Below are 23,263 nucleotides of genomic sequence, written 5' to 3' on the forward strand. Positions count from 1 at the left end.
AGGATGTCCGGTCGGTCGGTCAGGCGTCGTCGCGCGCGGGCTCGGCCGGGATCTCCGACACCGGGTCCATGACGGGCTTCCCGCGGTACAGACGCTCGAACGTCGAGAGCGTGCGGTTGATGTCGTGCGCCTGGATGAGCCGGAGTGATTCGTTCTTCATGGCGTCGAGGCGATCGCCGTCGGCCTCGAAGACGTCCGTGAGTCGAGCCGCGAGTTCGTCGACATCGCCCGGCGTGAAGAGGAAGCCGTTCGCACCGTCGTGCACGAGGTGGGGAAGAGCCATCGCATCGGCGGCGACGACGGGCAGGCCGGAAGCCATGGCCTCCATGGTCGCGATCGACTGCAGCTCCGCGATCGACGGCATCGCGAAGACGGTCGCACGCGTGTAGCTCTCGCGCAGCTCCTCCTCGGTGACGTACCCGCTGAAATCGACCCGATCGGCCAGACCGAGCTGCTCGGCGAGCAGCTCCAGGTTGCGCTTCTGGTCGCCGCCTCCCACGATCGTGAGCTTCGCGTCGAGGTGCTGCGGAAGCCTGCCGAGCGCTCGGATGAGCACATCGATCTGCTTCTCGCCCGTGACACGGCCGACGAAGAGGATGCGGTTCTCCGTGCGGGGGGTGAAGCTCGGCGTGTAGAGCTCGGCATCGATGCCGCACGAGATGGGGTGCACGCCGGACAGACCCGTGTTCTTCTCGAGGAAGTCGGCGGCCCGACGGGTCGGGGTCGTGACCGCTTCGGCGAGGCTCAGGATCTTCTTCGTCTGGCCCCATGCCCAACGGAGCAGCGCCCCGCGGGTCCACTTCGGGACGACCGTGAACTCGATCATGTTCTCGGGCATGATGTGATTCGTCGCGATGACCCGAATGCCCCGCTTCGCCGCTTGGACACTCAGGCCCCGGCCCACGATGAGGTGCGAGTTGGAGTGCACCACGTCGGGCTTGACCTCGTCGAGGATTCGAGCGGCGTGGCGCTGGATGACGACGGGGAGTGCGAAGCGCAGCCAGTCGTGGGGCAGCCACCGGATGCTGAAGAGCCGGTGGACCGTCATGGTCGCGCCGTCGTGGGTCTCCTGCCACGTTCCGTTCTTGCGTGAGGCTGCGGGAGCGACGATATGGACGGTGTGGCCGCGCCGGACGAGACCGGCGGCGAGGCGCTCGACGAATCGGGCTGCGCCGTTGACGTTCGGGGGAAAGGTGTCGGCGCCGATCACGATGGTGAGGGGCTTCTCGACCGCCTCACCGGGGGTCGCCGGGGACGGACTCGAACTCGGGGAGTCGGACAAGATGAGGTGTTCCTCCGGTGTCGGCCGGCGTGCTGCGGGTGGGTCCGCCGACGGTGTCAGGCGCTGCCGGTCTTCGGTCGGATCAGTCTAACCGGCGGAGTCCGCGGTGCGTCGAGCGGCGCGCCCAGTCGAGGTCGAGCGGCGCGCCCAGTCGAGTGAGCGCGATCAGGTCTGCAGTTGCGGGTGGTGTCGCGCGAGCTGGAAGACGCCCCAGACCGCGAGGAGCCCCGCCGCGATGAAGCCGAGGACGGCCCAGAGCGGAGCCCCGGCCGCTTCGCCGAGGACGACGATCCCGATCCCGATCGCGACCATCGGGTCGATGACGGTGAGGCCCGCGATGACGAGGTCCGGCGGTCCCGACGAGTAGGCGTTCTGGACGAAGTAGGCACCGAGCGCGGTGCCGACGAGCAGCGCGACGCCGCACAGGATCGTGAGCCACTCGACGTTGCCGTTCTGGACGCGGTTGATGATGACCTTCGCGAGCGTCGCGACGAAGCCGTAGATGAAGCCGGCGGCGATGATGAAGAAGACCGCTCGCGTACGGTGGCGGCCGATCGCGAAAGCCGCGCCGAAGAACACGAGCACAACGGCGAGCAACCCGAGGATGACGACGAGGTTCGCGTCGGTCACGGCCTTCTCCCCCGCCACGAGTGCTGCGACGGTGACGAACAGCCCGACGCCGCCGACACACGCGACGACCGCTCGGACGGACGCACGGTTCAGACGGACGCCGTGCGTCCTCGCGTTGATGATCGCGGTGAGAACGAGGGCGATCGCGCCGAGCGGTTGCACGATGATGAGGGGGGAGAAGGCCAGGGCACCGAGCTGGAACACGATCGCGAGCCCGAGCATGAGGGTGCCGAGTACCCAGGAAGGCCGAGTCAGGAGAGCGGTCAGCTGGCGGACGCTCAACCCGGAGGTCGACGGGGCTCCGCTCGCCTCGACCTTCGTCACCCCGCGATGCTGGAGCTGAGCACCCACGGAGAGGAAGACGGCGCCGATGACGGCGAGAGGGATCCCGGCGAGCTGCATGGGGTCTCTGACGAAGTCGTTCGTGATGTCGGAGAGGTCGTCGAGCGGGGCGAGAAACACCCCCAGAGCCTACCCGCGGCCCTCGCCCGTTAGGCTCAACGAATGGCCGTTCTCCCGATTCTCATCTCCGGTGACCCCGTCCTCCACTCCCCCGCTTCGCCCGTCGAAACCGTCGACGACGATCTCCGCCGGCTCGTCGCCGACATGTTCGAGACGATGGACGCCGCCCCGGGAGTCGGCCTCGCGGCGCCCCAGGTGGGGGTGCCGCTCCGACTGTTCGTCTACGGCTACGCCGACGACGAGGGCAATCCGTGGCGCGGCGTCGTCATCAACCCGGAGCTGCTCGTCTCTCCGACCGAACCCGGTGACCCAGACGAGGACGAGGAGTCGGAGGGGTGCTTGTCCTTCCCGGGTGAGCGCTTCCCGCTCCGTCGCTCGGACCGCGCGGTCGTGACGGGCACCGATCTCGAGGGGGCTCCCGTGCGCCTCGACGTGCGCGGATGGCGAGCGCGCATCCTGCAGCACGAGTACGACCACCTCGACGGCACCCTCTACGTGGATCGGCTCCAGCACGCGTACCAGCGGACGGCCGACAAGATCGAACGGAAGCGAGGCTGGGGCAAGCCCGGCCTCGCTTGGCAACCCGGAGTCGACGACCTCGACGCGTGAGGCCCGGCGACGTTCTCCCTCGACACGGAGACCGTCAGGACGGTGACATGCAGAAAGGCCCCCGCGTGAGCGGGGGCCTTTCTGCATTGCTCCTCGACTTGGACTCGAACCAAGAACCTATCGGTTAACAGCCGATTGCTCTGCCAATTGAGCTATCGAGGATCATCCGTGAGGACTCGACTACTCTAGCAAAACTTCGGTGGAGTCCAAATCACGCCGGCGACCGACGAGCGGCGCCACCGCCCTCCCTCTGCGACGGCGCGACGGCGTGAGCGAGCGCGGTCAGATAGGGATGCTCGGCAGACTCGAGCAGCCCGTCGACGGAGCCCACGCCGACGACGCTCCCCGCGTGCAACGCGAGGACACGCCCGCCGACGGCCCGCAGCAGACCGATGTCGTGCGTGACGAAAACGGCGGCGAAGCGGCCGGCATCGCGCCTGCGCTCGACGACCTCGGCCACGGCGGATCGGACGGAGATGTCGATCCCCGCCGTCGGTTCGTCGGCGATCAGGATCTGCGGGTCGAGGGCGAGGGAGCGAGCGATGGCGACCCGTTGTCGCTGACCCGCCGAAAGCTCGTACGGGTACTTCGACATCGTCCCGAGAGGCAGCATCAGCTCGTCGAGGAGGGTCGCTACGCGGACGTCGAGCTTCCGACGGTCGGAGCGGCGATCGCGCTCGAGGATCGGAGCAGCCACGATCTCGGCGACGGTGCGTTCGGCGTCGAGAGTGTCGGCGGCGTCCTGCCGGAGGAAAGCGACGTCGAAGTCGAACACGGGGAGGGATCGTCGGCGCAGGGACCGGACGGCCCTGCCGTTCACTCGGATGGTGCCCCCCACGATCGAGGGAGCCACGTTCTGACCGGCCGGCCGCACGTGGTCGGCCGCGAGCACGCGAGCGACCGTGGACTTGCCGGACCCCGACTCCCCCATGAGCCCGAGCACCTCGCCCCAATCGACGGAGAACGAGACGCCGTCGACGGCGCGGTGGGCTCCGCTGATGCCGTGGGCGGGGAAGTCGACGCTCACATCGTCGGCGACGATGGCGCGGGAGTCAGGAGAAGCTGTCACACGGTCCATCCTGCACCGACACGGCCGCTCGCGTCACGCCGCGCCGCTCTGCAGGCGTCGCCGTTCGTCACCGATCGCGACGAGTCGGCGCTGCAGTTCGCGCGAGGCGTCGCGGTCGTTCGGATCGCTGCGCTGGATCATCCGGCGCAGTTCCGCCTCTCGCTGGAGCAGATCCCGCTCGATGAGCGAGATCGTGATGCCGCGGACGTAACCGCTCAGCCGTTCCCCGTCTCGCTGCGGGATGGGGGCGACCGCGAGTTGCCGCACGAAGGGGCGGAAAAGCTCCGGGAGGGCGTCGCCCACCCGCAGGAACCACTCCGGGCTCCCGAACACGTCCATGCTCGCGGCGAGAGCGTCGCGCACGAGCGCGAGGGTCGGATTGTCCACTCGAGCGTGGATGGCCGAATCGACGAGGTCGCGGCCGACGAGATCAGGGTGCTGCACGATCGCCATGAGTGCGTCGCGCTCGAGCCTCGTGGCGGGATCGGCGGGAAGATCGCGCAGCGACGCGGCCCGCTCGGCCACCGGGGCGACCTCGAGCGGTGCGCGCGTGTCGGACGGCGACGAGCGGCGTGATGCCGCCGTGACCGCACGAGCCACCTCGTCGAGGTCCATACCGAGACGGCCGGCGAGCACGCGCGTGTAGCCCGGTCGGATGGAGGGGTCGCGGATGTCCGCGACGATCGGCGCCGCCTTCCGGAGAGCCGAGACGCGCCCCTCGACGGTGTCGAGGTCGAAGCCCGCGAGCGTCTGCCGGATCACGAACTCGAACATCGGCTCCTTGGCGTCGATGAGACCGCGGACGGCGTCATCGCCGTGGGCGAGCCGCAGATCGCAGGGATCGAGACCGTCGCGGCCGATCGCGACGTAGGTCTGCGCGGCGAACCGCTTCTCCTCGCTGAACGCCCGGAGCGCGGCCTTCTGACCCGCGGCGTCCGGATCGAAGGTGAAGATGACCTCTCCCCCCGTCGAGTCGTCGCCCATGACGCGGCGCAGCACCTTGATGTGATCGACGCCGAAAGACGTTCCGCACGTCGCGACGGCCGTGCCGACACCCGCGAGGTGTGCGGCCATCACGTCGGTGTAGCCCTCGACGACGACGACCCGATGACCGCGGGAGATCTCCCGCTTCGCCAGGTCGAGCCCGTAGAGGACCTGTGCCTTGTGGTAGACGGGCGTCTCCGGCGTGTTGAGGTACTTCGGCCCTTTGTCGTCCTCGAGGAGCCGGCGGGCGCCGAACCCGACGGTCTGCCCCGTCACGTCGCGGATCGGCCACACGAGTCGGCCTCTGAAGCGGTCGTAGGCCCCCCGGTCGCTCACGGACACGAGGCCCGACGCGTTGATCTCGTCGCGCGTGAATCCGCGTCCCGTGAGCATCTTCGTGAGCTGATCCCAGCTCTGCGGGGCGAACCCGACACCGAATCGGGCGGCGGCGTCCGCGTCGAAGCCGCGTTCCCCGAGGAATCGACGGCCCGGCTCAGCCGCGGCCGTGTGAAGCTGCTCCTGGAACCACTGCTCGGCCGCCTGGTTCGCGGCCAGGAGGCGTGCGCGATTCGGCCCGTCCGTGTCCGGTCCGCCCCCGTCCTCATACGTGAGCGTGAAGCCGATACGGCCGGCGAGCCGCTCGACCGCCTCGGTGAAGGTCACGTGGTCGATTTTGCGCAGGAACGAGATGACGTCACCCGATTCGCCGCAGCCGAAACAGTGGTAGAAGCCCACCTGGGGGCGGACGTGGAAGCTCGGGCTGCGTTCGTCGTGGAAGGGGCACAGTCCCTTGAGCGAACCGACTCCGGCGCTCTTCAGGCTGACGTGATCACCGACGATGTCGGCGATGTTCGTGCGCGACTTGACCTCGTCGATGTCGCTCTGTCGAATCCGCCCCGCCATAGTCGAATTCTAGCCGCGCGAGAGGTCGCCCGGTCCCGATGCCGCCGTCCCCAGTGGACGTCCGCGTTCGATCCACGCGATGACCGCCTGGTCGGTGAGGCTCGCGACCTGATCCACGACCACGCGGCGCCGCGCCGTGTCGTCGGGGGCGAGTTCCCACTCGTGACGGTGTCCCGTGTCGAGACCCGCTCCCCCGGTGTCGTAGAGCGCATCGGCGATCGTCGCGAGCATCTCTCGCTGCTGGGCGTACACGGGTTGCCGAGGCTCGCTCGTCATGACGTACGCACCGACGACGCCCTTGAGGACGGCGATCTCGGCCGCGATCTCGTCCGGCACCACGACATCGGCACCGAAGCGCGCGATCGACTCCTGCGGGAAGGCGGCTCGCGTCGCGGAGACGGCGGACCCCGCGAACCGGCCGATCATCTGGCTCGTGAAGTTCTTGAGCTTCGCGAGGTCACGGCGTGACGCGTCCCAGCTCGTGACCCAGACGGAGAAGCCCGCGAGCCGGTCGAACGCGGCGGCGAGCTCATCGGTCGAGAAGCGGGGGCCGTTCCAGTCCCGGATCGCGAGGATGAGGGCGTCGTGCCCGGCCCTCGCGTTGAGGAACGCCGGGTCGATGAACTGACCGACGACCGCGTCCTCGAAGTCGTGGACCGAGTAGGCGATGTCGTCGGACAGGTCCATGACCTGGGCCTCGACGGAGGGCTTGCGCTCGGGTGCTCCGATGCGCACCCATTCGAACGCCTCGCGGTCGTCCTCGTAGAACCCGAACTTCTCGCGCCCGCCGGGCTCGAGCACCGGAGCCGACGCCGACCACGGGTACTTGCAGCTCGCGTCGATGCTCGCACGCGTGAGGTTGAGACCGTAGCTGCGGTCATCGGGTCCGAACACCTTCGGCTCGAGCCGAGTCAGGATGCGCAGGGTCTGGGCGTTTCCCTCGAAGCCGCCGACGTCACGAGCCCATTCGGAGAGAGCACGTTCGCCGTTGTGCCCGAAAGGCGGGTGGCCGAGGTCGTGGGCGAGGCACGCGGTGTCGACGATGTCGGGGTCGAGTCCGAGGCTCGTCGCGAGTTCGCGGCCGACCTGCGCGACCTCGAGCGAGTGCGTGAGCCGGTTGCGGGCGAAGTCGAGCCCCGCCGTCGGAGACAGGACCTGCGTCTTGGCTGCGAGCCGACGGAGCGAACTGGAGTGGAGCAGCCGCGCCCGGTCGCGGGCGAAGTCGCTGCGGCGCGACGAGTGGTCCTCTGGCAACCAGCGCTCGCTGTCGAAAGCGCTGTACTGCCCTGTCGTGTCAGCCGCCACTCGTGTCGAGCTCCGCCTCGGTGAGGTTCGTGGCCTCCTGGACGTCGAGGGAGCGTGAGGAGAGCCAGTTCTCCGGCAGAACGGGCCGCTTCGGCGTCCCCGCGCGACCGCGGGGCCCCTCGGCGTCGGCGCCGGGGTACGGGGCGTCGAGCGGGAGCGAGGCGATGAGCTCGTCGAGCTGGTCGAGCGACTCGACGAGGGCGAAGCGCGTCCGGAGATCTCCTCCGACGGGGTAGCCCTTGAAGTACCACGCCACGTGCTTGCGGATGTCGCGGCAGCCGCGTTCCTCGCTCTCGAAGAACTCCGCGAGCAGCTCGGCGTGACGACGGAACGTCGCGGCGACGTCGGCGAGCGACGGATGGTGGCGCTCGTCGGATCCGGCGAAGGCGGCGGCGAGGTCGCCGAACAACCACGGCCGACCGAGGCAGCCGCGGCCGACGACGACCCCGTCGCATCCCGTCTGCTCCATCATCGCGACGGCGTCCTCGCCCGACCAGATGTCGCCGTTGCCGAGGACGGGGACGGAGCCGATCGTCTCCTTGAGCGTCGCGATGGCGTCCCAATCGGCCTGACCGGAGTAGAACTCGCTCGCCGTGCGCGCGTGGAGCGCGATGCTCGCGACTCCCGCGCCCTCGGCGATACGACCGGCCTCGAGATACGTCAGGTGATCGGGGTCGATGCCCTTGCGCATCTTGATCGTGAGAGGGACGTCGCCTGCCGCCTCGACGGCGTTCTCGACGATCGCTCGGAACAGGTCGAGCTTCCATGGCAGCGCCGCTCCCCCGCCCTTCCGCGTGACCTTCGGAACGGGGCAACCGAAGTTGAGGTCGATGTGGTCGGCACGGTCTTCGGCGACGAGGATCGTCACGGCCTCTCGGACCGTCGTCGGGTCGACGCCGTAGAGCTGGATGCTCCGAGGCGTTTCGGACTCGTGGTGCGTGATGAGACGCATCGTCTCGGGGGTTCGCTCGACGAGGGCGCGAGACGTGATCATCTCGCTCACGTAGAGCCCCGCTCCGAATTCGCGGCAGAGCCGACGGAACGCCGTGTTCGTGATACCCGCCATCGGTGCGAGCACGACAGGGGTGTCGAGCTGCAACGGCCCGATGCGGAGCGCCGATCGCCCGCGCGCGGTCGGCCGCTCGCTTATCGTTGAAGTCGTCATGTCCGTCCCATTCTCCCAGATCGGAGCGCACCAATATGCCGGACGCCACGGAACCGCAGCCGAGCGGCAGCACCCCGATCGGGACGGACGTCCGCGGACCGTCGTCGGACGTGACCGAACCGCAGCCGAGCGGCAGCGCTCCGACGGGCACCGACGCGATGAAGGCGCACGCCGCGGCGCTCGGCCTCGACGTCGAGGTCGTCTCCCGACCGCCGGCCCGCAGCCTCGCAAAGGCGGCCGACCTGCTCGGTATCGAGCCCGGGGACATCGTGAAGTCGCTCGTCGTCCGTCGCTCGGACGGGGAGTACCTCTTCGCGCTCGTCCCTGGAGGCCGGAAGATCGATTGGGCCAAGCTCCGTGGCGTCGTCGGGACGAACCGGCTCTCGCTTCCGGACGCCGGTCAGGCGAAGGACGCCACGGGCTACGAGCGCGGCACGATCACCCCGCTCGGAAGCACGACGGCGTGGCCGGTGTTCGCGGACGAACGGATCCGCGGGCGGCGCGTCGGGCTGGGCGGTGGAGCGCACGGCCTCAGCACGTTCGTCGACGGGGACGCTCTGCTCTCAGCCCTCGACGCGACCGTCGCGGACATCACCGCGGAGGAGTGACGCTCCCCCGGCTTCTTCCGCTCCTTCCGAGGCGCCGGGGATGACGCACGCGTCGCCCTCGCACGCATCCTGAGCGGGCGCGAAGAACGTGAAGCCTCCGACGGGGACCGTGGTCCTGTCGCTCGTCGTCACGACGCCGCTCCGTCTATCGGTGCGATATCACGCTCGCGTTCGGCGTGGGCGAGAGCAGCAGCGAAGGTCGCGGGTTCCTGGGCGCCCGAGAGCGCCCACTTCCCGTCGATCACGAAGAACGGCACGCCGTTGATGCCGAGTTCGGTCGCCTGGCGCTCGTCCGCTCGGACGTCGTCGAGGAACGCGTGCGTCTCGAGCGCGGAGGCGGCGGCAGCGGTGTCGAGCCCGATCTCGCCGGCGAGGGCGACGAGCTCCTCCGGACGACCGAGGTGGCGGCCCTCCGTGAAGTACGCGCTCATGAGGCGCTCGGTCATCTCGAGCTGCTTGCCGTTCGCCTTCGCGAAATGGATGAGCTCATGCGCGAGGACCGTGTTGGTGTGCTGCAGGATGTCGAAGCGGTACCCCAACTCGACGGAGGCGGCGATACCCGTCACGTGGTCGAGCATCTGCCGGGCCTGCTCGGGTGCGATGCCCTTGTGGCGGGAGAGGTAGTCGATCTCGTCGCCCGCGAAGTCCTCCGGAGTGTCCGGGGCGAGTTCGAAGCTGTGGAAGACGAGTTCGACGTCGGGGGCATCGGCGCCCTGACCCTCACGCCACACCGTCTCACCCGCTTCGAACCGGCGCTTGCCGATGTAGCACCACGGACAGGCGATGTCCGACCAGACGTCGACACGGAGCGATTCAGTCACGATGAGCGGAACCGGGGCGAGCGCCGGCCTATTCCCCGGCGGTCGCCTCCGCGGTCGGCTTGTCGATCGCACCGCCGAAGCGGCGGTCGCGGGACGCGAAGATCTCCGCGGCCCTCCACAGGTCGGTGCGGGTGAAGTCCGGCCACAGCGTGTCGAGGAACACCATCTCGGCGTATGCGCTCTGCCAGAGCAGGAAGTTGCTCGTGCGCTGCTCCCCCGAGCTGCGGACGAAGAGATCGACGTCGGGCATGTCGGGCAGGTAGAGCGCCCGCGCGATGGTCTTCTCCGAGATGCCGGAGGGCTTGAGGCGACCGGCCTTCACCTCCTCCGCGATCGACCGGACCGCGTCGGCGATCTCCATGCGGCCGCCGTAGTTCACGCACATCGTGAGGGTCAGCGTCGAGTTGTCGGCCGTGAGACGCTCCGCGAACTCGAGCTCCGAGATCACCGAACGCCAGAGTCGCGGTCGACGTCCGGCCCAGCGGATCCGCACGCCCCACTCGTTGAGCTGATCGCGACGACGGTGCAGGACATCGCGGTTGTAGCCCATGAGGAAGCGGACCTCGTCCGGCGAACGCCCCCAGTTCTCGGTGGAGAACGCGTAGACGCTGAGGTGCTGGACCCCGAGTTGGATCGCGCCCGCGACGACGTCGAGCAGCGCGGCCTCTCCGGCGCGATGGCCCTCGATGCGGGTCTGGCCGCGCCGGTTCGCCCACCGACCGTTGCCGTCCATGACGATCGCGACGTGCTTCGGGACGACGCGCTTCGGGAGGTGGGGCGGATAGATCCCGGTCCAGTCGATCGGACGGTACGGGACGGCGTCCTTATGCGTGAACGGCTTCGGCGTCATGTCGTGAGTTGCTTCCGATCCAGGTGGGCGAGGGAGCGGAGCCCGCGCTCGAGGTGCCATTGCGTGTACGCCGCCGTCACGCCACTCGCACGGCGCCGGACGTCTTCCGGGCTCTCGTCGGCGAGGTCCCAATCGCCCGTGAGCAGCGCGGAGAGCAGCCCGAGCGTGTCGGCGTCGAGTCGAGGGCTGCCCGACGGCGCGCACTCGTCGCACACCACGCCGCCGAGTTGGACGACGGCGTGCGAATGAGGGCCGGGCTTCTGGCACCGGGAACAGTCGAAGAAGCTCGGGGCCCATCCGGCGAGGGACAGCGCCCTCAGCAGGTACGCGTCGAGAACGAGGGCGGCGTCGTGATCGCCGCGTGCGAGTGAGCGAAGGGCGCCGACGAGGAGGAGGTACTGCTGGAGTTGCGGCTCAGCGTCGGTGAGTCGCTCGGCGGTCTCGACGATCGCGTTCGCGGCGGTGTAGCTCGGGTAGTCGGCGACGATGTCCGCCCCGTAGGCACCGAGGGTCTCGGCCTGCGTGATGATGTCGAGGCTGCGGCCCTCGTACAACTGCACGTCCGCGACCATGAAGGGCTCGAGTCGCGCCCCGAACTTCGACGCGGTGCGCCGGACGCCCTTCGCGACGGCCCGGACCTTGCCGTGCTGCTTCGTGAGCATCGTGACGATCCGGTCGGCCTCACCGAGCTTGGTCGTGCGGATGACGACGGCTTCATCTCGGTACAGGGGCACCATCCGATTATCCCCGCTCACACCCGGTCCGGTCCCGTCTTCGACGGTGTTCCGCCGGACTCGCCGCCGGGGCGACCCGTCGGTCACCGCCCTGATGGTCGGCCGCTTCCCCCTCGTCCGTCGGTCGCTTCCCCCTCGTCCGTCGGTCGGGACCCGCGTGGCACGATGGACGGGTGTCCCCCCTCTTCACGATCCCGCTCTGGGTCGATCTCGCGGCCGTCGCCGTCGGAGGCGTTCAGGGCGCCATGTTCGCGGCCAGATTCACGGACAACCGGCTCGACCTGCTCGGGGTCGGGATCATCGGCATCGTCGTGGGACTCGGCGGCGGTTTCGGCCGCGACATCCTGCTCGGTCTGCCGCCTGCCGCGCTGCAGTCGAACGGTTACCTCCTCGTCGCGACGGCCGCCGCCCTCCTCGGCATGCTGCTGTTGCGCGTCTTCTCGCGCCTCGGCCCCGTCATCATCGGGCTGGACGCCCTCACGATCGGTCTCTTCGGGGCGATAGGATCGTCGAAGGCCCTCGCTATGGGCCTGCCGGAGGTGCCGGCGATCTTCGTCGGCGTCGTCGCGGCGGTGGGAGGGAGCGTCGTTCGCGACATCATGCTGAACCTGCCCGTCGCACTCATGCACGTCGGCTCGCTCTACGCGATCGCGGCGGCGGCCGGCACGACGACGCTCGTGGTCGCGGCAAGCCTCGGACTCGACATCGGGGCTGCGGCAATCGCGTGCGTCGTCGTGACGACCCTCATCCGCGTCCTCGCCATCAGTTTCGGGTGGAGTCTCCCGGAGCAGCGGGCGCTCGCGGGGTGGCGCTCCTGGCGCCGTCGCCGCTGACGGGCCACCCGAACGCCCGTGAGCGGTGGCGCCGATCGACACCACCGCTCACAGACGGCTCTCGGCTGGATCCGTCTCAGCCCTCGGTCGGCTCATCGGCAGCGTCGGGCTTGCCTGCGCGGCGAGAGCGGAGGCCGATGGCCGCGGCTCCCGTCGCGAGGAGAGCGGCGGCCGCAGCGATGATGCCACCGGTCTCCGCACCGGTCGCGGCGAGCCCGCCCCCGTTGCCGGTACCGGCTCCGTTGCCCGTTCCCGGGCCGGCGGCGCCGCTCGGCGTCGGTGCGGGAGCCGTCGGGCTCGCGGTCGGCGACGCCGTGGGCGTCGGCGTCGCGGTGGGCGTCGCGGTCGGCGTCGGGGTGGGGGTTGGTTCCGCCAGCTGCACGGACGGCAGCACCTGGACGACGGAGGGGCGCGGTGCCGCGACGGCACCCACGAGGCGGGCGGCCGGGCCGGCGTAGTCGGGGAAGTAGGAGCTCGGCTCGGCGTACGAACCCTCCTCCCCCGGGTGCTGCACGGAGACGAAGACGTGCTGGTCGAGGTCACGGATGATCGGACCGCAAGTCTCGGCCTCACGCGGCACCGACAGGAACTGCTCGACCTTGCCCCGCTCGGCGCCGTCGAGCGCGACCTTGAAGAGACCGTCGTTGTAGCCGATGCCGTCGGGAGCGCCGTCTGTCGAGATCCAGAGGTTGCCGACCGAGTCGAACGCGAGGTTGTCCGGGCACGAGATGGGCGAGACCTGGTCCTGCGGGAAACCGGAGAAGTACACCACGTCGCCTTGCGTGTAGTCGCCGCACAGCATCAGGAGGTTCCACGTGAAGGTCGTGGCGGTCTGGTCCCCGCCCGTCTCGGTGATCTCGACGATGTGTCCGTCGCGGTTCTGCGTGCGCGGGTTGATCTCCGTCGGTCCCTCGGTGCCGGGGTTGCCGCGGTTCGAGTTGTTCGTGCAGGCGACGTAGACCTTGCCGGTGATGGGGTTCGGTTCGACGTCCTCGCAGCGGTCCATCTTCGTCGCGCCCGCCAGGTCGGCCGCGACGCGCGTGAAGACGAGGACCTCTTCGACCGTCATGCCGGGGATGGCGGACGCACCGCCGACCACGAGCGGGATCCACTCCCCCGTGCCGTCGAACGAGCCGTCGGAGGGCACGGCGCCGGTTCCGGTGATCTCGCTCGCGGGTGAGTCGCCCGCGAACCGCGCGACGAACAGGTCGCCCTCCTCGAGCAGTGTCTTGTTGTGGGCGCGGTCGCCCTCGACGTACGTCCCCCGCGACACGAACTTGTACAGGTAGTCGAAGCGCTCGTCGTCGCCCATGTAGGCGACGACCTTGCCGTTCGCGGCGATGGAGACGTTCGCGCCCTCGTGCTTGAGACGGCCGAGAGCCGTGTGCTTGACGGGCGTGGAGTCGGGGTCGAAGGGATCGACCTCCACGATCCAGCCGAAACGGTTCACCTCGTTCTCGTACCCCGGCGTGCGTGCATCGAAGCGAGGGTCGTCGAGTTCCCACTGCCGGGTCGTCGCCGCGTCGGTGAGGCCATAGCGCTTGTCGGTGGAGCTCGTGCCCGTCGCTCGGAAGTAACCGTTGAAGTTCTCCTCGCCGGAGAGGATCGTGCCCCACGGCGTCGTGCCGCCGGCGCAGTTGCCGAGCGTGCCGAGGACGGAGCGGCCCGACGGGTCGTCGATCGTCTGCAGCAACGCCGATCCGGCAGCGGCACCGGTGACGGCGTACGGGGTGTCGATCAGGAAACGGCGGTTGTGCTCGCCGCCCCGCACGTAGCTCCACGGGCGGTCGACGGCCGTGCGCTCGAGCTCCACGACCGTCAGGCCGTGCGCCGCCCGGCCGACCGCACGGACGCGCTCCGCGTCGTTCGCGATCTCTTCCTCCGAGAACATGATGTTCTCGTTCGTGTACTCGTGGTTGGCGAAGAGCAGCGCGCGGAGCCGATCGGAGCCGGGGATCTCGACGATGTCGGTGTAGTCGTTGTTGTAGCCGAACTGTCCGGCCTGCGACTCCGGCGTCTGGTTCGTGATGTCGAACGCGGCGCTGTCCGAGAAGAGCGGGTCGCCCCAACGGATGATGGGCTGCCACGAGAAGCCCTCCGGGACGGTGAAGGCGTCGACCGTGTACGGAACGGGGTCGATCGGCGAGAACGCGAGGGCCGAGGGGGCGGCAGCCGCGAAGGGACCGCCGGCTGCGGCGACGGCCGGGGTGGCGCGGGTGAGGCCGAAGGAACCGGCCGCGACGGTGACGACGCCGGCGAGACCGAGACCGAGAGCGGTGCGTCGGGACACCTGCGCGCCGACGATGTCGCGGAAATAGCCGTTCGACGACGTGTTGCACACCCCGGAGGCGCACGCGTTCGAGCACTTGAGCGCGCACGTCACGGCGCTGCGCTTGCCCTTCACGTGTCCGGCCATGGGGAGGAGTTCGATGCGGCGTTGCGACGTGGTCATGACCCGACTTTCCGTGAGGTGGTGAGTGCGCACCACTCAAACAGGTCACATCGAACGACCCGTCGCCCGCACGTGTCCCTGTGGAGAATCCGAGGTGAACAGACGGTGACGTGGACGGGACGTACCGGCCGTCCGCGCGCGGGACGGCGCCGCCCCCCTTCACGGGGACGGCGCCGTTCCGGCTGACAGGATCAGACCGAGGCGAGCTCGCGGTCGACGTGTCCGGTGCGGATGCCGCGGTTGACGGCCGAGACGATCGCCTTGAGCGACGCGACGGCGATGTCGCTGTCGATGCCCACGCCCCACAACCGCTTGCCGTCCACCTGGAGCTCGACGTAGGAGGCGGCGCGGGCGTCGCCGCCCTCGCTCATCGCGTGCTCGACGTAGTCGTAGAGCGTCACGTCGACGCCATGGCCGCGGAGGATGTCGAGGAACGCGTCGATCGGGCCGTTGCCCGTCGACGTGCTCTCATCGATCTCCTCACCGTCACGCAACTGCACGATGAGGTCGACGACGCCCGAGAGGTCGCTCGACGTGCGCGCGTGGCGCAGCTCGAAGCGGCCCCAGCGCGCCTCCTCGACGGCCGACGGGAGGTACTCGTCCTCGAAGATGCGCCAGATGGCCGCGCTCGTGAGCTCGCCGCCCTCCGCATCGGTCTTCGCCTGGACGACCGTCGAGAACTCGATCTGCAGCTTGCGAGGCAGGTCGAGGCCGTAGTCGCTCTTCAGGAGGTAGGCGACGCCTCCCTTGCCGGACTGCGAGTTGACGCGGATGACCGCTTCGTAGCTCCGACCGAGGTCCTTCGGGTCGACCGGCAGGTAGGGAACGGCCCATTGCAGTTCGTCGACCGAGACGCCGCGCGAGGCGGCATCGCTCGCCATGCGCTCGAAGCCCTTCTTGATCGCGTCCTGGTGCGATCCGCTGAACGCCGTGAAGACGAGGTCTCCTGCCCAGGGACTACGCTCGGGTACCGGCAGCTGATTGCAGTACTCGACGGTGCGCTTGACCTGGTCGATGTCGCTGAAGTCGATCTGCGGGTCGACCCCCTGGGTGAACAGGTTGACGCCGAGGGCGACGAGGTCGACGTTGCCCGTACGCTCGCCGTTGCCGAAGAGGCAGCCCTCGATGCGGTCGGCTCCGGCGAGGTACCCCAGCTCGGCTGCGGCGATGGCGGTGCCGCGGTCGTTGTGCGGGTGGAGCGAGACGATGACGTTCTCACGGTGCGCGAGGTGGCGTGACATCCACTCGATCGAGTCGGCGTAGATATTCGGCGTCGCCATCTCGACTGTCGAGGGGAGGTTGATGATGACCTTGCGGTCCGGCGTCGGCTCGAAGACCTCGATCACCTGGTTGCAGATGTCGACGGCGAATTCGAGTTCGGTGCCCGTGTAGCTCTCGGGCGAGTACTCGTAGTACACGGTGGTCTCGGGGATGCGCGATTCCATCTGACGGCACAGCCGCGCTCCCGCGAGGGCGATGTCGATGATGCCCTGCTTGTCGGTGCGGAAGACGACGTCGCGCTGCAGCACGCTCGTCGAGTTGTACAAATGCACGATCGCCTGCTTGGCGCCGGCGATCGATTCGTAGGTGCGCTCGATGAGGTGCTCCCGCGCCTGCGTCAGCACCTGGATCGTGACGTCCTCCGGGATCGCGTTCTCTTCGATGAGGCTGCGCACGAAGTCGAAATCGGTCTGCGAGGCGCTCGGGAAACCGACCTCGATCTCCTTGTAGCCCATCGAGACGAGCAGGTCGAACATGACGCGCTTCCGTTCGGGGCTCATCGGGTCGATGAGGGCCTGGTTGCCGTCGCGCAGATCGACCGCGCACCAGCGGGGGGCCTCCGTGATGCGCTTGCTCGGCCATGTGCGGTCCGGGAGGTCGACGCGGATCTGCTCGTGGAACGGGCGGTACTTGTGGATCGGCATGGCCGAGGGCTGCTGGGTGTTCTTCACTGCTCTTCTCCTTGCGAAACGTCTACGTAGGTCACGACGGACTCCGCGACGAGGAGAAAGCGGCTAAGCCTCGTCGCGGCAGCTAAGGAGGAGCGAACCGAACATCACCTGAGCAGGCTAGCACGGCGCGACCGGAGCGTTCCAGGTCGCGCCGTGCTCCCGCGGGCGGTCCGCCGCCGTTCAGTCGACCGCGAGCGCGGCGACGGGACTCACCCGGGTCGCGCGTCGCGCGGGGGCGACCGACGCGGCGGCGGCGAGGACCGCAGCGACGAGGACGGCGCCGCCGAGGACGAACCACGGCATGCTCGGCGCCACGAGGCCCCCACCGAGCATCGAACCGAGGAGCGCCTGGGCACCGCACCAGCCGTACACGACGCCGAGGACGAGCCCGAACAAGACCGAGGCGACGGACATCTGCGCCGCCTCGGCGAGCACCATGCGGCGGACCTGACCGGCAGTGAATCCGAGCGCGCGGAGGAGTCCGAGCTCTCGTTGCCGCTGGAGGACGCTCAAGGAGAGGGTGTTGACCATGCCGACGGCGGCGATGACGGCGCTGAATCCGAAGAGCACCGAGAAGACGCCGATCGTCATCGCGAGCGTCTCGTCGACGCCCGCGAAGTCGTCCGGGTACTGCTCGCTCGCGCGGACGATCATGTCGTAGTAGCTCGACGTCGCGACGGCGAACATCGTGACGAGGGTCACGCCGATGACGAGACCGATCGTCGCCCGTGAGCTCCGAGCGGGATTCCGCACGGCGTTCTCGGCGGCGAGACGGGCCGTCGGCGACGATCCCATCGCCCGACCGACGAGGCGGAGGACGGCCGGCATCACGAAGGGAGCGGCGAGGACGATGCCGGAGAAGGACAGGATCCCCCCGAGCATCCCCACGAGGATGCCGAGCATCGTGACGAGGCCGATGACGACCCCGGCGGCCAGGAGAAGAGCGCCGACCGCGACGAGGGCGATCGCAGTGATCCGACGGCCCGTCGCCGACCGCACGGTGTCGGCGTCGGGTTCGACGGCCGCGGCCGACGCCTGGATCGGGCTCACCGCGAGAATGCGGCGCGAGCCGACCCAGGACGAGAGCCACGTCACGAGAGTCACGGCGACGACGGGCGCGACGAGCATCGGGGTCACGAGTTGCGGCGTCGTCTCGGGGAGGTCGCCAGTCGACCGACCGAGCGCGACCAATCCGACCATGATGCCGATGCCCACGACGGTGCCGATGAGCGAGCCCACGAGTCCGACGAGGATGCCGTCCCGAGCGGTACTCGCTCGCAAGCGACGTGCGTCGGCGCCCACGAGCCGGAGGAGGGCGATGTCGCGTGTCCGACCCGCGATGACCGTTCCGACGGTGTTCGCCGTGACGATCCCGCCGACGAAGATCGCGATCGCGAAGAAGACGACGGCCACGAGCCCGAGCGCCAGCTGCACGGACTCCTTCTCCCCGATCGAGTCGCCCGCGACGAGTGCGGTCAGCAGGACCGTGCCCTGCAGCAGCAGCGCACCGAAGGCGCCGGAGAGGGCCGCGACGAGGATCGTGGCGCGGTACTCGCGCCAGCGCATTCTCATCGCGTCGCCTCCATCGCGAGCATGATGGCGGAGATCTGCTCGGGCGTCGACCGCTCCCGCTCGTCGACGATGCGGCCGTCGGCGAGGAAGAGGATGCGATCGGCGTAGGACGCCGCGACCGGATCGTGGGTGACCATCGCGATCGACTGCCCGAATCGGGAGCACGCCTCGGTGAGGAGCGTGAGCACCTCGCGGCCGCTCCGGGAGTCGAGGTTCCCGGTCGGCTCGTCCGCGAAGACGAGGTCGGGGCGGGTGGCGAGGGCACGAGCGATGGCGACGCGCTGCTGCTGACCACCGCTCAGTTCGTGCGGGCGGTGGGTGAGCCGGTCGGCGATCCCGAGCGTCGTGACGAGCGAGTCGATCCAGCGGCTCTCGTCGACGTTGGGCTTTCGACCGTCGAGGTCGAACGGGAGGAGGATGTTGGAGCGGGCGTCGAGGGTCGGGACGAGGTTGAACGACTGGAACACGAATCCGATGCGACGGCGTCGGAGCAGGGTCAGGTCCCGGTCCGGGAGTCTCGTGATGTCGGTGTCCCCCACCCACACGCTGCCGTTGTCGCTCGAGTCGAGTCCGGCCATGACGTGCATGAGGGTCGACTTGCCGGAACCGCTCGGCCCCATGATCGCGGTGAACTGTCCGCGGCGGATGCCGACGGAGACGTCGTCGAGCGCGACGACGGCGCCGTGCCCGACTCCGAACCGCCGGGAGACGCCGGCGACGCGGGCCGCGAGGCCCATCTCTGTAGTGGTGATCGTCATGCTTCCACGCTAGGAAGCGGACCCCGTCCGCCGCGTCGGCACCCGGTCGGATCGACCGTCATCCCCGAGGATGAAGCCTGCCGCGATCGACGAGTCCGTGCTCGTACGCGTAGATCACGAGCTGGACGCGGTCGCGGAGCCCGAGCTTCGCGAGCACGCGGGAGATGTGCGTCTTGACGGTGGCTTCGCTCACGAATTCCTGAGCGGCGATCTCCGAGTTGCTGAGCCCCGACGCGGCGAAGAGGAAGATGTCGTGCTCGCGCGACGTCAGCGTGGCGAACTGCGCGGGGACGGGGCTCGTCGACCCGCCGCCGACGTGGCGGAAGAGTTCGACGGTCGCGCTCGGGGCGATCACCGCGTTACCGGCATGCACCGTGCGGATCGCGGCGAGGAGGAACTCGGGGTGGGTGTCCTTGAGGAGGAAACCGCTCGCGCCGCGACGGAGCGCCGTCGCGGCGGCCTCGTCGAGGTCGAAGGTCGTGAGGACGATGATCTTCGGGGCCGAGAGGCCGGTGGCGTCGAAGCGCTCGAGGATGGCACTCGTCGCCTCGATCCCGTCCATGACGGGCATACGGACGTCCATCAGGACGACATCGGGCCGCAGCTCGACTGCCCGTGCGAGACCGGTTGCGCCGTCCTCGGCCTCGGCGACGATCGTGAGATCGGGCTGGGAGTCCACGAGCATGCGGATGCCCGCACGGAAGAGGGACTGGTCGTCGACGAGGAGGACGGAGATCGGGGCGTCGGTCACGGATGGACTTCTCTCATGGGCTGTGGGAAGGGGATGAGGGCTTCGATGAGGAAGGCGTCGGTGCCGATGGACTCGGCGATGAGGCGACCGCCTGTGAGTTCGGCGCGTTCGCGCATCCCGGCGATGCCGTGACCCGGTGACGAGGACGCCGGAGCGGGGAGAACGCTGTTCTGCACCCGCACGACGACGCCGTGCGGCACCCAGATGACGCTGAGGGCCACGGGGCGCGAGCGGTCGCCGTGACGCAGCGCGTTCGTGAGGGATTCCTGCGCGATCCGGTAGACGGCGATCTGGTGGCTCGCCGGCATCGGGCGGGCCTCCCCCGTTTGCTCGAAGCGGATGTCGAGCCCGGCTGCGCGCATCTGCTCGACGAGGCGGCCGAGGTCCGCGATCATCGGCTGAGGTCCGCCCGACTGACTGTGCCGGAGCTCGGCGAGGAGGACGCGGACGTCGACGAGAGCCTCGCGCGCCGTCTCGGAGATGGTCTCGAGAGCGGCCTCGCCGACCTTCGGGGAGGTCGCCATGGCGTAGCGGGCACCGTCCGCTTGAGCGATCACGACGGCGAGCGAGTGCGCGACGACGTCGTGCATGTCGCGTGCGATCCGGTTCCGCTCCTGTTCGACGACGATCGTGCGTTCCGCGAGTCGTCGCTCCTGCTCGAGCCGGAACTGCTCGGCGCGCGAGGCTCGAGTGGCTGCGGCCTGCCTCATCAGCACGCCGAGTCCCCACGCGATGGTGAGGACGAAGATCGCGGCGGCCGACGCCGTGACGATGCTGAAGATCGCGACGGAGAGGTTGGCCGGGTCCACCATGGAGATGACGGTGCCGCCGCCGTAGACCTGTGCGACGGTGTAGACGGACGCGACCACTCCCCCGCCGATCGCCGAGATGAGGCCGTACCAGCGCACCCAGCCGTCCCCGTAGCGACCGACGGCGTAGAGGATCCCGAGGATCATCGCGTCGTAGACGTTCGCGGGCTGTTGCGCGGACAGCTGGACCGCGACGGCGAACCACGCGACCGACAGCGCGCCCGCCGGGGAGTACCTCCGGACCGCGAGCCCCACGGCGAGGAGGACGACGACGACGATGCTCACGCCCGGCGCCGGCGAAAGCACGACGGACGGGAGCAGGAGCGCACCCACGACGCTCGCGACGACGGTGTCGGCGACGAGTTGCGTGCGCGTGAGGTCCCGGGTCATCCGTCCACGGTAACGCGAGCGGGAACCCGCGCGACGTACGGGACGCGCCGGTCCGCCCGTCGAGCGACGAAGATCATCCTCCGGTCTGACGGTGTCAGAAGCCGAGGCGCCGCAGTTGCTTCGGGTCGCGCTGCCACTCCTTGGCGACCTTCACTCGGAGCGAGAGGAAGACCGGCGAACCGACGAGCGGTTCGATCTCGGCGCGGGCCCGCGTTCCGACGTCCCGCAAGCGGGATCCGCCCTTCCCGATGATGATCGCCTTCTGACTGTCGCGTTCCACGAAGACGTTCGCGTAGATCTCGACGAGGTCCTTGTCCTCACGCCGCTGGATGTCGTCGATCGTGACGGCGAGCGAGTGCGGCAGCTCGTCGGTCACGCCCTCGAGCGCGGCTTCGCGCACGAGCTCGGCGACGCGGTCCTCGAGGGACTCCTCCGTGACGGCCTCGTCGGGGTACAGCGCGACGGATCGCGGCAGGAGCGCGAGGATCTCGCTCGCGAGGACGTCCAACTGGATGCCGGCGGTCGATGACACGGGGATGATCGAGTCCCACTCGCGCAATTGCGACACCGCGAGGAGCTGATCGCCGACGCGGTCCTTCGCCACGTCGTCGATCTTCGTGACGATGGCGATCTTCTTCGCGCGGCCGTAGCGGTCGAGCTGCTCATTGATGAAGCGGTCGCCGGGACCGATCTTCTCATCGGCCGGGATGCAGAGCCCGATGACGTCGACGTCGCCGAGCGTCGACTCCACGAGGTCGTTCAAGCGCTGGCCGAGCAGGGTGCGCGGCCGGTGGATGCCGGGGGTGTCGACGATGACGATCTGACCGTCGGGACGGTGCACGATTCCACGGATCGCGCGCCGGGTCGTCTGCGGCTTCGAGCTCGTGATGGCGACCTTCTCGCCTACGAGGGCGTTCGTGAGGGTCGACTTGCCCACGTTCGGCCGACCGACGAACGAGACGAAGCCCGCTCGGAATGCCGGTGCCGCGCTCGTGGTCTCGCCGTCGTCCTGTTGTTCGTCGGTCATTCCGTTGCCTCTCGTGCGAGCGCTGCACGAATCTCGTCGAGCGCCTCCGTCGGTCGTACGACGACGGTCACGAGTCGCTTCCGTCGCCCTTCCACGCGTTCGGCGACGAGTACGAGCCCGTTCGCCGTGACCTCGTCGCCCGCGGTGGGGAGTCTGCCCAGATGCTTCGTGAGGAGGCCCCCGACCGTGTCGACGTCGTCGTCCTCGAGTTCGATGCCGTACAACTCGCCGAGCTCGTCGATCGCGAGCCGGGCGCTCACGCGGTACGCGTCGACCTCGAGGGCGACGACCTCGTCGAGCTCCGTGTCGTATTCGTCGGAGATCTCTCCGACGAGCTCCTCGATGAGGTCCTCGATCGTCACGAGACCCGCCACGCCGCCGTACTCGTCGATGACGATGGCGAGGTGGTTCGATTCGGCCTGCATCTGAGCGAGGAGGGAGTCGGCCTTCTTCGACTCGGGAACGAAGAGCGCGGGCTTGGCGATCGCGCCGGCCGTGAGTCGACCGGCCTCGTCTGGCGTCTCGTAGCCGATGCGCGCGACGTCCTTGAGGTACAGGATGCCGACGACCTCGTCGATGTCGTCGTCGATGACGGGGAGACGCGAGACGCCCGTGCGGAGGAAGACCCCCGTCGCCTCCTGGATGGTCTCGCCGGCGTCGATGACGATCATGTCGGTGCGCGGGACCATGACCTCGCGGATGACGGTCTGATTGAACTCGAAGATGGAGTGGATGAGCGCGCGTTCGTCCTCCTCGAGCACGGCGAGCTCCGTCGCCTCGTCGACCATGCTGAGGAGCTGCTCTTCCGACGCGAAGGCCGAGTTCCTCGAGACACCCGGAGTGACGCGATTGCCGAACGTCACCAAAGCGTCGGCGAGTGGACCGAGGACGACGCGCACAGCATGCACGATCGGTGCGCTCACCTGGAGGATGACGTCGGCGTTGTTGCGGCCGAACCCCCGGGGACTCGCTCCGACCAGCACGAAGGACACGGCCGTCATGAGGAGCGCGGAGAGGACGAGCGCGAGCCAGAGGGACTCGAGCGAGAACGAGAAGGCGAGGGTCACGAGGACCGCGGCCGTCGTCTCCGTCGTGATCCTCACGAATGACAGCGCGTTGACGTGCGTGCCCGTGTCCTCGGCGATGCGCACGAGCGCCGTGCGCGATCGCGACTCGATCGCGAGGGCGAGGATGTCGGCGCGCGACTTGACCGAGATGGCCGCCTCGGCAGCCGACATGAGGCCGGCGAAGGCGACGAGGAGCAACGACCCGGCGATGAGCCAGACGAGGAGCATGT

20 protein-coding genes and 1 tRNA gene are annotated in these 23,263 nt (G+C 69.0%); 3 read left to right on the plus strand and 18 right to left on the minus strand.

Annotation, left to right across the window (positions count from 1 at the left end; translation table 11 throughout):
* Window positions 1–19: 19 nt before the first annotated feature.
* Both ELQ90_RS06970 and ELQ90_RS06975 read right to left on the minus strand, forming a co-directional pair.
* Entirely contained in the window at window positions 20–1,282 is a 1,263-nt protein-coding gene (locus tag ELQ90_RS06970) for a glycosyltransferase (RefSeq protein ID WP_243696047.1), read from the minus strand.
* A gap of 165 nt (window positions 1,283–1,447) precedes the next feature.
* A complete protein-coding gene (locus ELQ90_RS06975) occupies window positions 1,448–2,314 on the minus strand; it encodes a DMT family transporter (protein WP_128494775.1) in 867 nt (288 codons plus the stop codon).
* 102 nt (window positions 2,315–2,416) lie between these two features.
* On the opposite strand from ELQ90_RS06975, the gene def reads away from it, so the two are divergent.
* Window positions 2,417–2,983 carry a peptide deformylase gene (def, locus tag ELQ90_RS06980; RefSeq protein ID WP_128494541.1) on the plus strand — a complete coding sequence of 189 codons (567 nt, stop codon included), beginning with the start codon at window positions 2,417–2,419 and terminating at the stop codon, window positions 2,981–2,983.
* Between the two features lie 89 nt (window positions 2,984–3,072).
* Here the strand turns inward: def and ELQ90_RS06985 are convergent.
* From ELQ90_RS06985 to dusB, 5 genes are all read right to left on the minus strand, one after another.
* Window positions 3,073–3,145 (minus strand) — tRNA-Asn (locus ELQ90_RS06985).
* A 49-nt stretch (window positions 3,146–3,194) separates the two neighbouring features.
* Window positions 3,195–4,052, minus strand: a complete 858-nt coding sequence (locus tag ELQ90_RS06990; RefSeq protein WP_166408878.1) for an ATP-binding cassette domain-containing protein — start codon at window positions 4,050–4,052, stop codon at window positions 3,195–3,197.
* 33 nt (window positions 4,053–4,085) lie between these two features.
* Window positions 4,086–5,939, minus strand: coding sequence for a DNA primase (gene dnaG / locus ELQ90_RS06995; protein ID WP_128494543.1), 1,854 nt, complete (start codon window positions 5,937–5,939; stop codon window positions 4,086–4,088).
* A gap of 9 nt (window positions 5,940–5,948) precedes the next feature.
* Complete coding sequence (locus ELQ90_RS07000) at window positions 5,949–7,244, minus strand: deoxyguanosinetriphosphate triphosphohydrolase (protein ID WP_128494544.1); 1,296 nt, start codon at window positions 7,242–7,244, stop codon at window positions 5,949–5,951.
* Window positions 7,234–8,409 carry a tRNA dihydrouridine synthase DusB gene (dusB, locus tag ELQ90_RS16800; RefSeq protein WP_128494545.1) on the minus strand — a complete coding sequence of 392 codons (1,176 nt, stop codon included), beginning with the start codon at window positions 8,407–8,409 and terminating at the stop codon, window positions 7,234–7,236. The genes ELQ90_RS07000 and dusB overlap by 11 nt, the downstream gene beginning before the upstream one ends.
* A 158-nt stretch (window positions 8,410–8,567) precedes the next feature.
* Between dusB and ELQ90_RS07010 the strand changes: the two genes are divergently transcribed.
* Entirely contained in the window at window positions 8,568–9,017 is a 450-nt protein-coding gene (locus ELQ90_RS07010; RefSeq protein WP_128494776.1) for an aminoacyl-tRNA deacylase, read from the plus strand.
* A gap of 128 nt (window positions 9,018–9,145) precedes the next feature.
* On the opposite strand, the gene ELQ90_RS07015 is transcribed toward ELQ90_RS07010, so the two are convergent.
* Genes ELQ90_RS07015 through recO form a run of 3 tightly spaced genes read right to left on the minus strand, consistent with a single transcriptional unit; the run spans window position 9,146 to window position 11,422 of the window.
* Complete coding sequence (locus tag ELQ90_RS07015) at window positions 9,146–9,838, minus strand: DsbA family oxidoreductase (protein WP_128494546.1); 693 nt, start codon at window positions 9,836–9,838, stop codon at window positions 9,146–9,148.
* Between the two features lie 28 nt (window positions 9,839–9,866).
* The gene (locus ELQ90_RS07020) at window positions 9,867–10,688 is read right to left on the minus strand and encodes an isoprenyl transferase (RefSeq protein ID WP_128494547.1); all 822 of its coding nucleotides are present in this window, start codon (window positions 10,686–10,688) and stop codon (window positions 9,867–9,869) included.
* Complete coding sequence (recO, locus tag ELQ90_RS07025) at window positions 10,685–11,422, minus strand: DNA repair protein RecO (RefSeq protein ID WP_128494548.1); 738 nt, start codon at window positions 11,420–11,422, stop codon at window positions 10,685–10,687. Before recO ends, ELQ90_RS07020 begins: the two co-directional genes overlap by 4 nt.
* Before the next feature lie 173 nt (window positions 11,423–11,595).
* On the opposite strand from recO, the gene ELQ90_RS07030 reads away from it, so the two are divergent.
* Window positions 11,596–12,255: a trimeric intracellular cation channel family protein gene (locus ELQ90_RS07030; RefSeq protein ID WP_128494549.1), complete on the plus strand. Its 660-nt coding sequence runs from the start codon at window positions 11,596–11,598 to the stop codon at window positions 12,253–12,255.
* 76 nt (window positions 12,256–12,331) lie between these two features.
* Here the strand turns inward: ELQ90_RS07030 and ELQ90_RS07035 are convergent, their stop codons facing one another.
* The 8 genes from ELQ90_RS07035 to ELQ90_RS07070 all read right to left on the minus strand — a co-directional run bounded on the left by ELQ90_RS07035 (window position 12,332) and on the right by ELQ90_RS07070 (window position 23,261).
* The gene (locus tag ELQ90_RS07035) at window positions 12,332–14,707 is read right to left on the minus strand and encodes a PhoX family protein (protein ID WP_128494550.1); all 2,376 of its coding nucleotides are present in this window, start codon (window positions 14,705–14,707) and stop codon (window positions 12,332–12,334) included.
* Between the two features lie 191 nt (window positions 14,708–14,898).
* Window positions 14,899–16,659 (minus strand): 2-isopropylmalate synthase, encoded by a 1,761-nt coding sequence (gene leuA / locus ELQ90_RS07040; RefSeq protein ID WP_128494551.1) that lies wholly within the window; start codon window positions 16,657–16,659, stop codon window positions 14,899–14,901.
* 180 nt (window positions 16,660–16,839) lie between these two features.
* Window positions 16,840–18,231, minus strand: coding sequence for an ABC transporter permease (locus ELQ90_RS07045; protein ID WP_128494552.1), 1,392 nt, complete (start codon window positions 18,229–18,231; stop codon window positions 16,840–16,842).
* A complete protein-coding gene (locus ELQ90_RS07050; protein WP_128494553.1) occupies window positions 18,228–18,989 on the minus strand; it encodes an ABC transporter ATP-binding protein in 762 nt (253 codons plus the stop codon). The genes ELQ90_RS07045 and ELQ90_RS07050 overlap by 4 nt, the downstream gene beginning before the upstream one ends.
* Window positions 18,990–19,047: 58 nt before the next feature.
* Window positions 19,048–19,740, minus strand: coding sequence for a response regulator (locus ELQ90_RS07055; protein WP_128494554.1), 693 nt, complete (start codon window positions 19,738–19,740; stop codon window positions 19,048–19,050).
* Window positions 19,737–20,939: a sensor histidine kinase gene (locus ELQ90_RS07060; protein ID WP_128494555.1), complete on the minus strand. Its 1,203-nt coding sequence runs from the start codon at window positions 20,937–20,939 to the stop codon at window positions 19,737–19,739. The genes ELQ90_RS07055 and ELQ90_RS07060 overlap by 4 nt, the downstream gene beginning before the upstream one ends.
* A gap of 94 nt (window positions 20,940–21,033) precedes the next feature.
* Window positions 21,034–21,966: a GTPase Era gene (era, locus tag ELQ90_RS07065; protein WP_128494556.1), complete on the minus strand. Its 933-nt coding sequence runs from the start codon at window positions 21,964–21,966 to the stop codon at window positions 21,034–21,036.
* Window positions 21,963–23,261: a hemolysin family protein gene (locus tag ELQ90_RS07070; RefSeq protein WP_128494557.1), complete on the minus strand. Its 1,299-nt coding sequence runs from the start codon at window positions 23,259–23,261 to the stop codon at window positions 21,963–21,965. The genes era and ELQ90_RS07070 overlap by 4 nt, the downstream gene beginning before the upstream one ends.
* Window positions 23,262–23,263: the final 2 nt, after the last annotated feature.

Origin of the sequence: Labedella phragmitis (assembly GCF_004078635.1) — a bacterium.
Taxonomy (GTDB): Bacteria; Actinomycetota; Actinomycetes; order Actinomycetales; family Microbacteriaceae; genus Labedella; species Labedella phragmitis.

What these genes read in the sequence shown, in the direction of transcription:
- era (WP_128494556.1), bottom strand. Translation starts at nt 21,966, where the DNA reads ATGACCGACGAACAACAGGACGACGGCGAGACCACGAGCGCGGCACCG.
- ELQ90_RS06975 (WP_128494775.1), bottom strand. Translation starts at nt 2,314, where the DNA reads ATGCAGCTCGCCGGGATCCCTCTCGCCGTCATCGGCGCCGTCTTCCTC.
- dusB (WP_128494545.1), bottom strand. Translation starts at nt 8,409, where the DNA reads ATGACGACTTCAACGATAAGCGAGCGGCCGACCGCGCGCGGGCGATCG.
- ELQ90_RS07060 (WP_128494555.1), bottom strand. Translation starts at nt 20,939, where the DNA reads ATGACCCGGGACCTCACGCGCACGCAACTCGTCGCCGACACCGTCGTC.
- def (WP_128494541.1), top strand. Translation starts at nt 2,417, where the DNA reads ATGGCCGTTCTCCCGATTCTCATCTCCGGTGACCCCGTCCTCCACTCC.
- ELQ90_RS07070 (WP_128494557.1), bottom strand. Translation starts at nt 23,261, where the DNA reads ATGCTCCTCGTCTGGCTCATCGCCGGGTCGTTGCTCCTCGTCGCCTTC.
- dnaG (WP_128494543.1), bottom strand. Translation starts at nt 5,939, where the DNA reads ATGGCGGGGCGGATTCGACAGAGCGACATCGACGAGGTCAAGTCGCGC.
- ELQ90_RS07010 (WP_128494776.1), top strand. Translation starts at nt 8,568, where the DNA reads ATGAAGGCGCACGCCGCGGCGCTCGGCCTCGACGTCGAGGTCGTCTCC.
- ELQ90_RS07020 (WP_128494547.1), bottom strand. Translation starts at nt 10,688, where the DNA reads ATGACGCCGAAGCCGTTCACGCATAAGGACGCCGTCCCGTACCGTCCG.
- ELQ90_RS07045 (WP_128494552.1), bottom strand. Translation starts at nt 18,231, where the DNA reads ATGAGAATGCGCTGGCGCGAGTACCGCGCCACGATCCTCGTCGCGGCC.
- ELQ90_RS07050 (WP_128494553.1), bottom strand. Translation starts at nt 18,989, where the DNA reads ATGACGATCACCACTACAGAGATGGGCCTCGCGGCCCGCGTCGCCGGC.
- ELQ90_RS07035 (WP_128494550.1), bottom strand. Translation starts at nt 14,707, where the DNA reads ATGACCACGTCGCAACGCCGCATCGAACTCCTCCCCATGGCCGGACAC.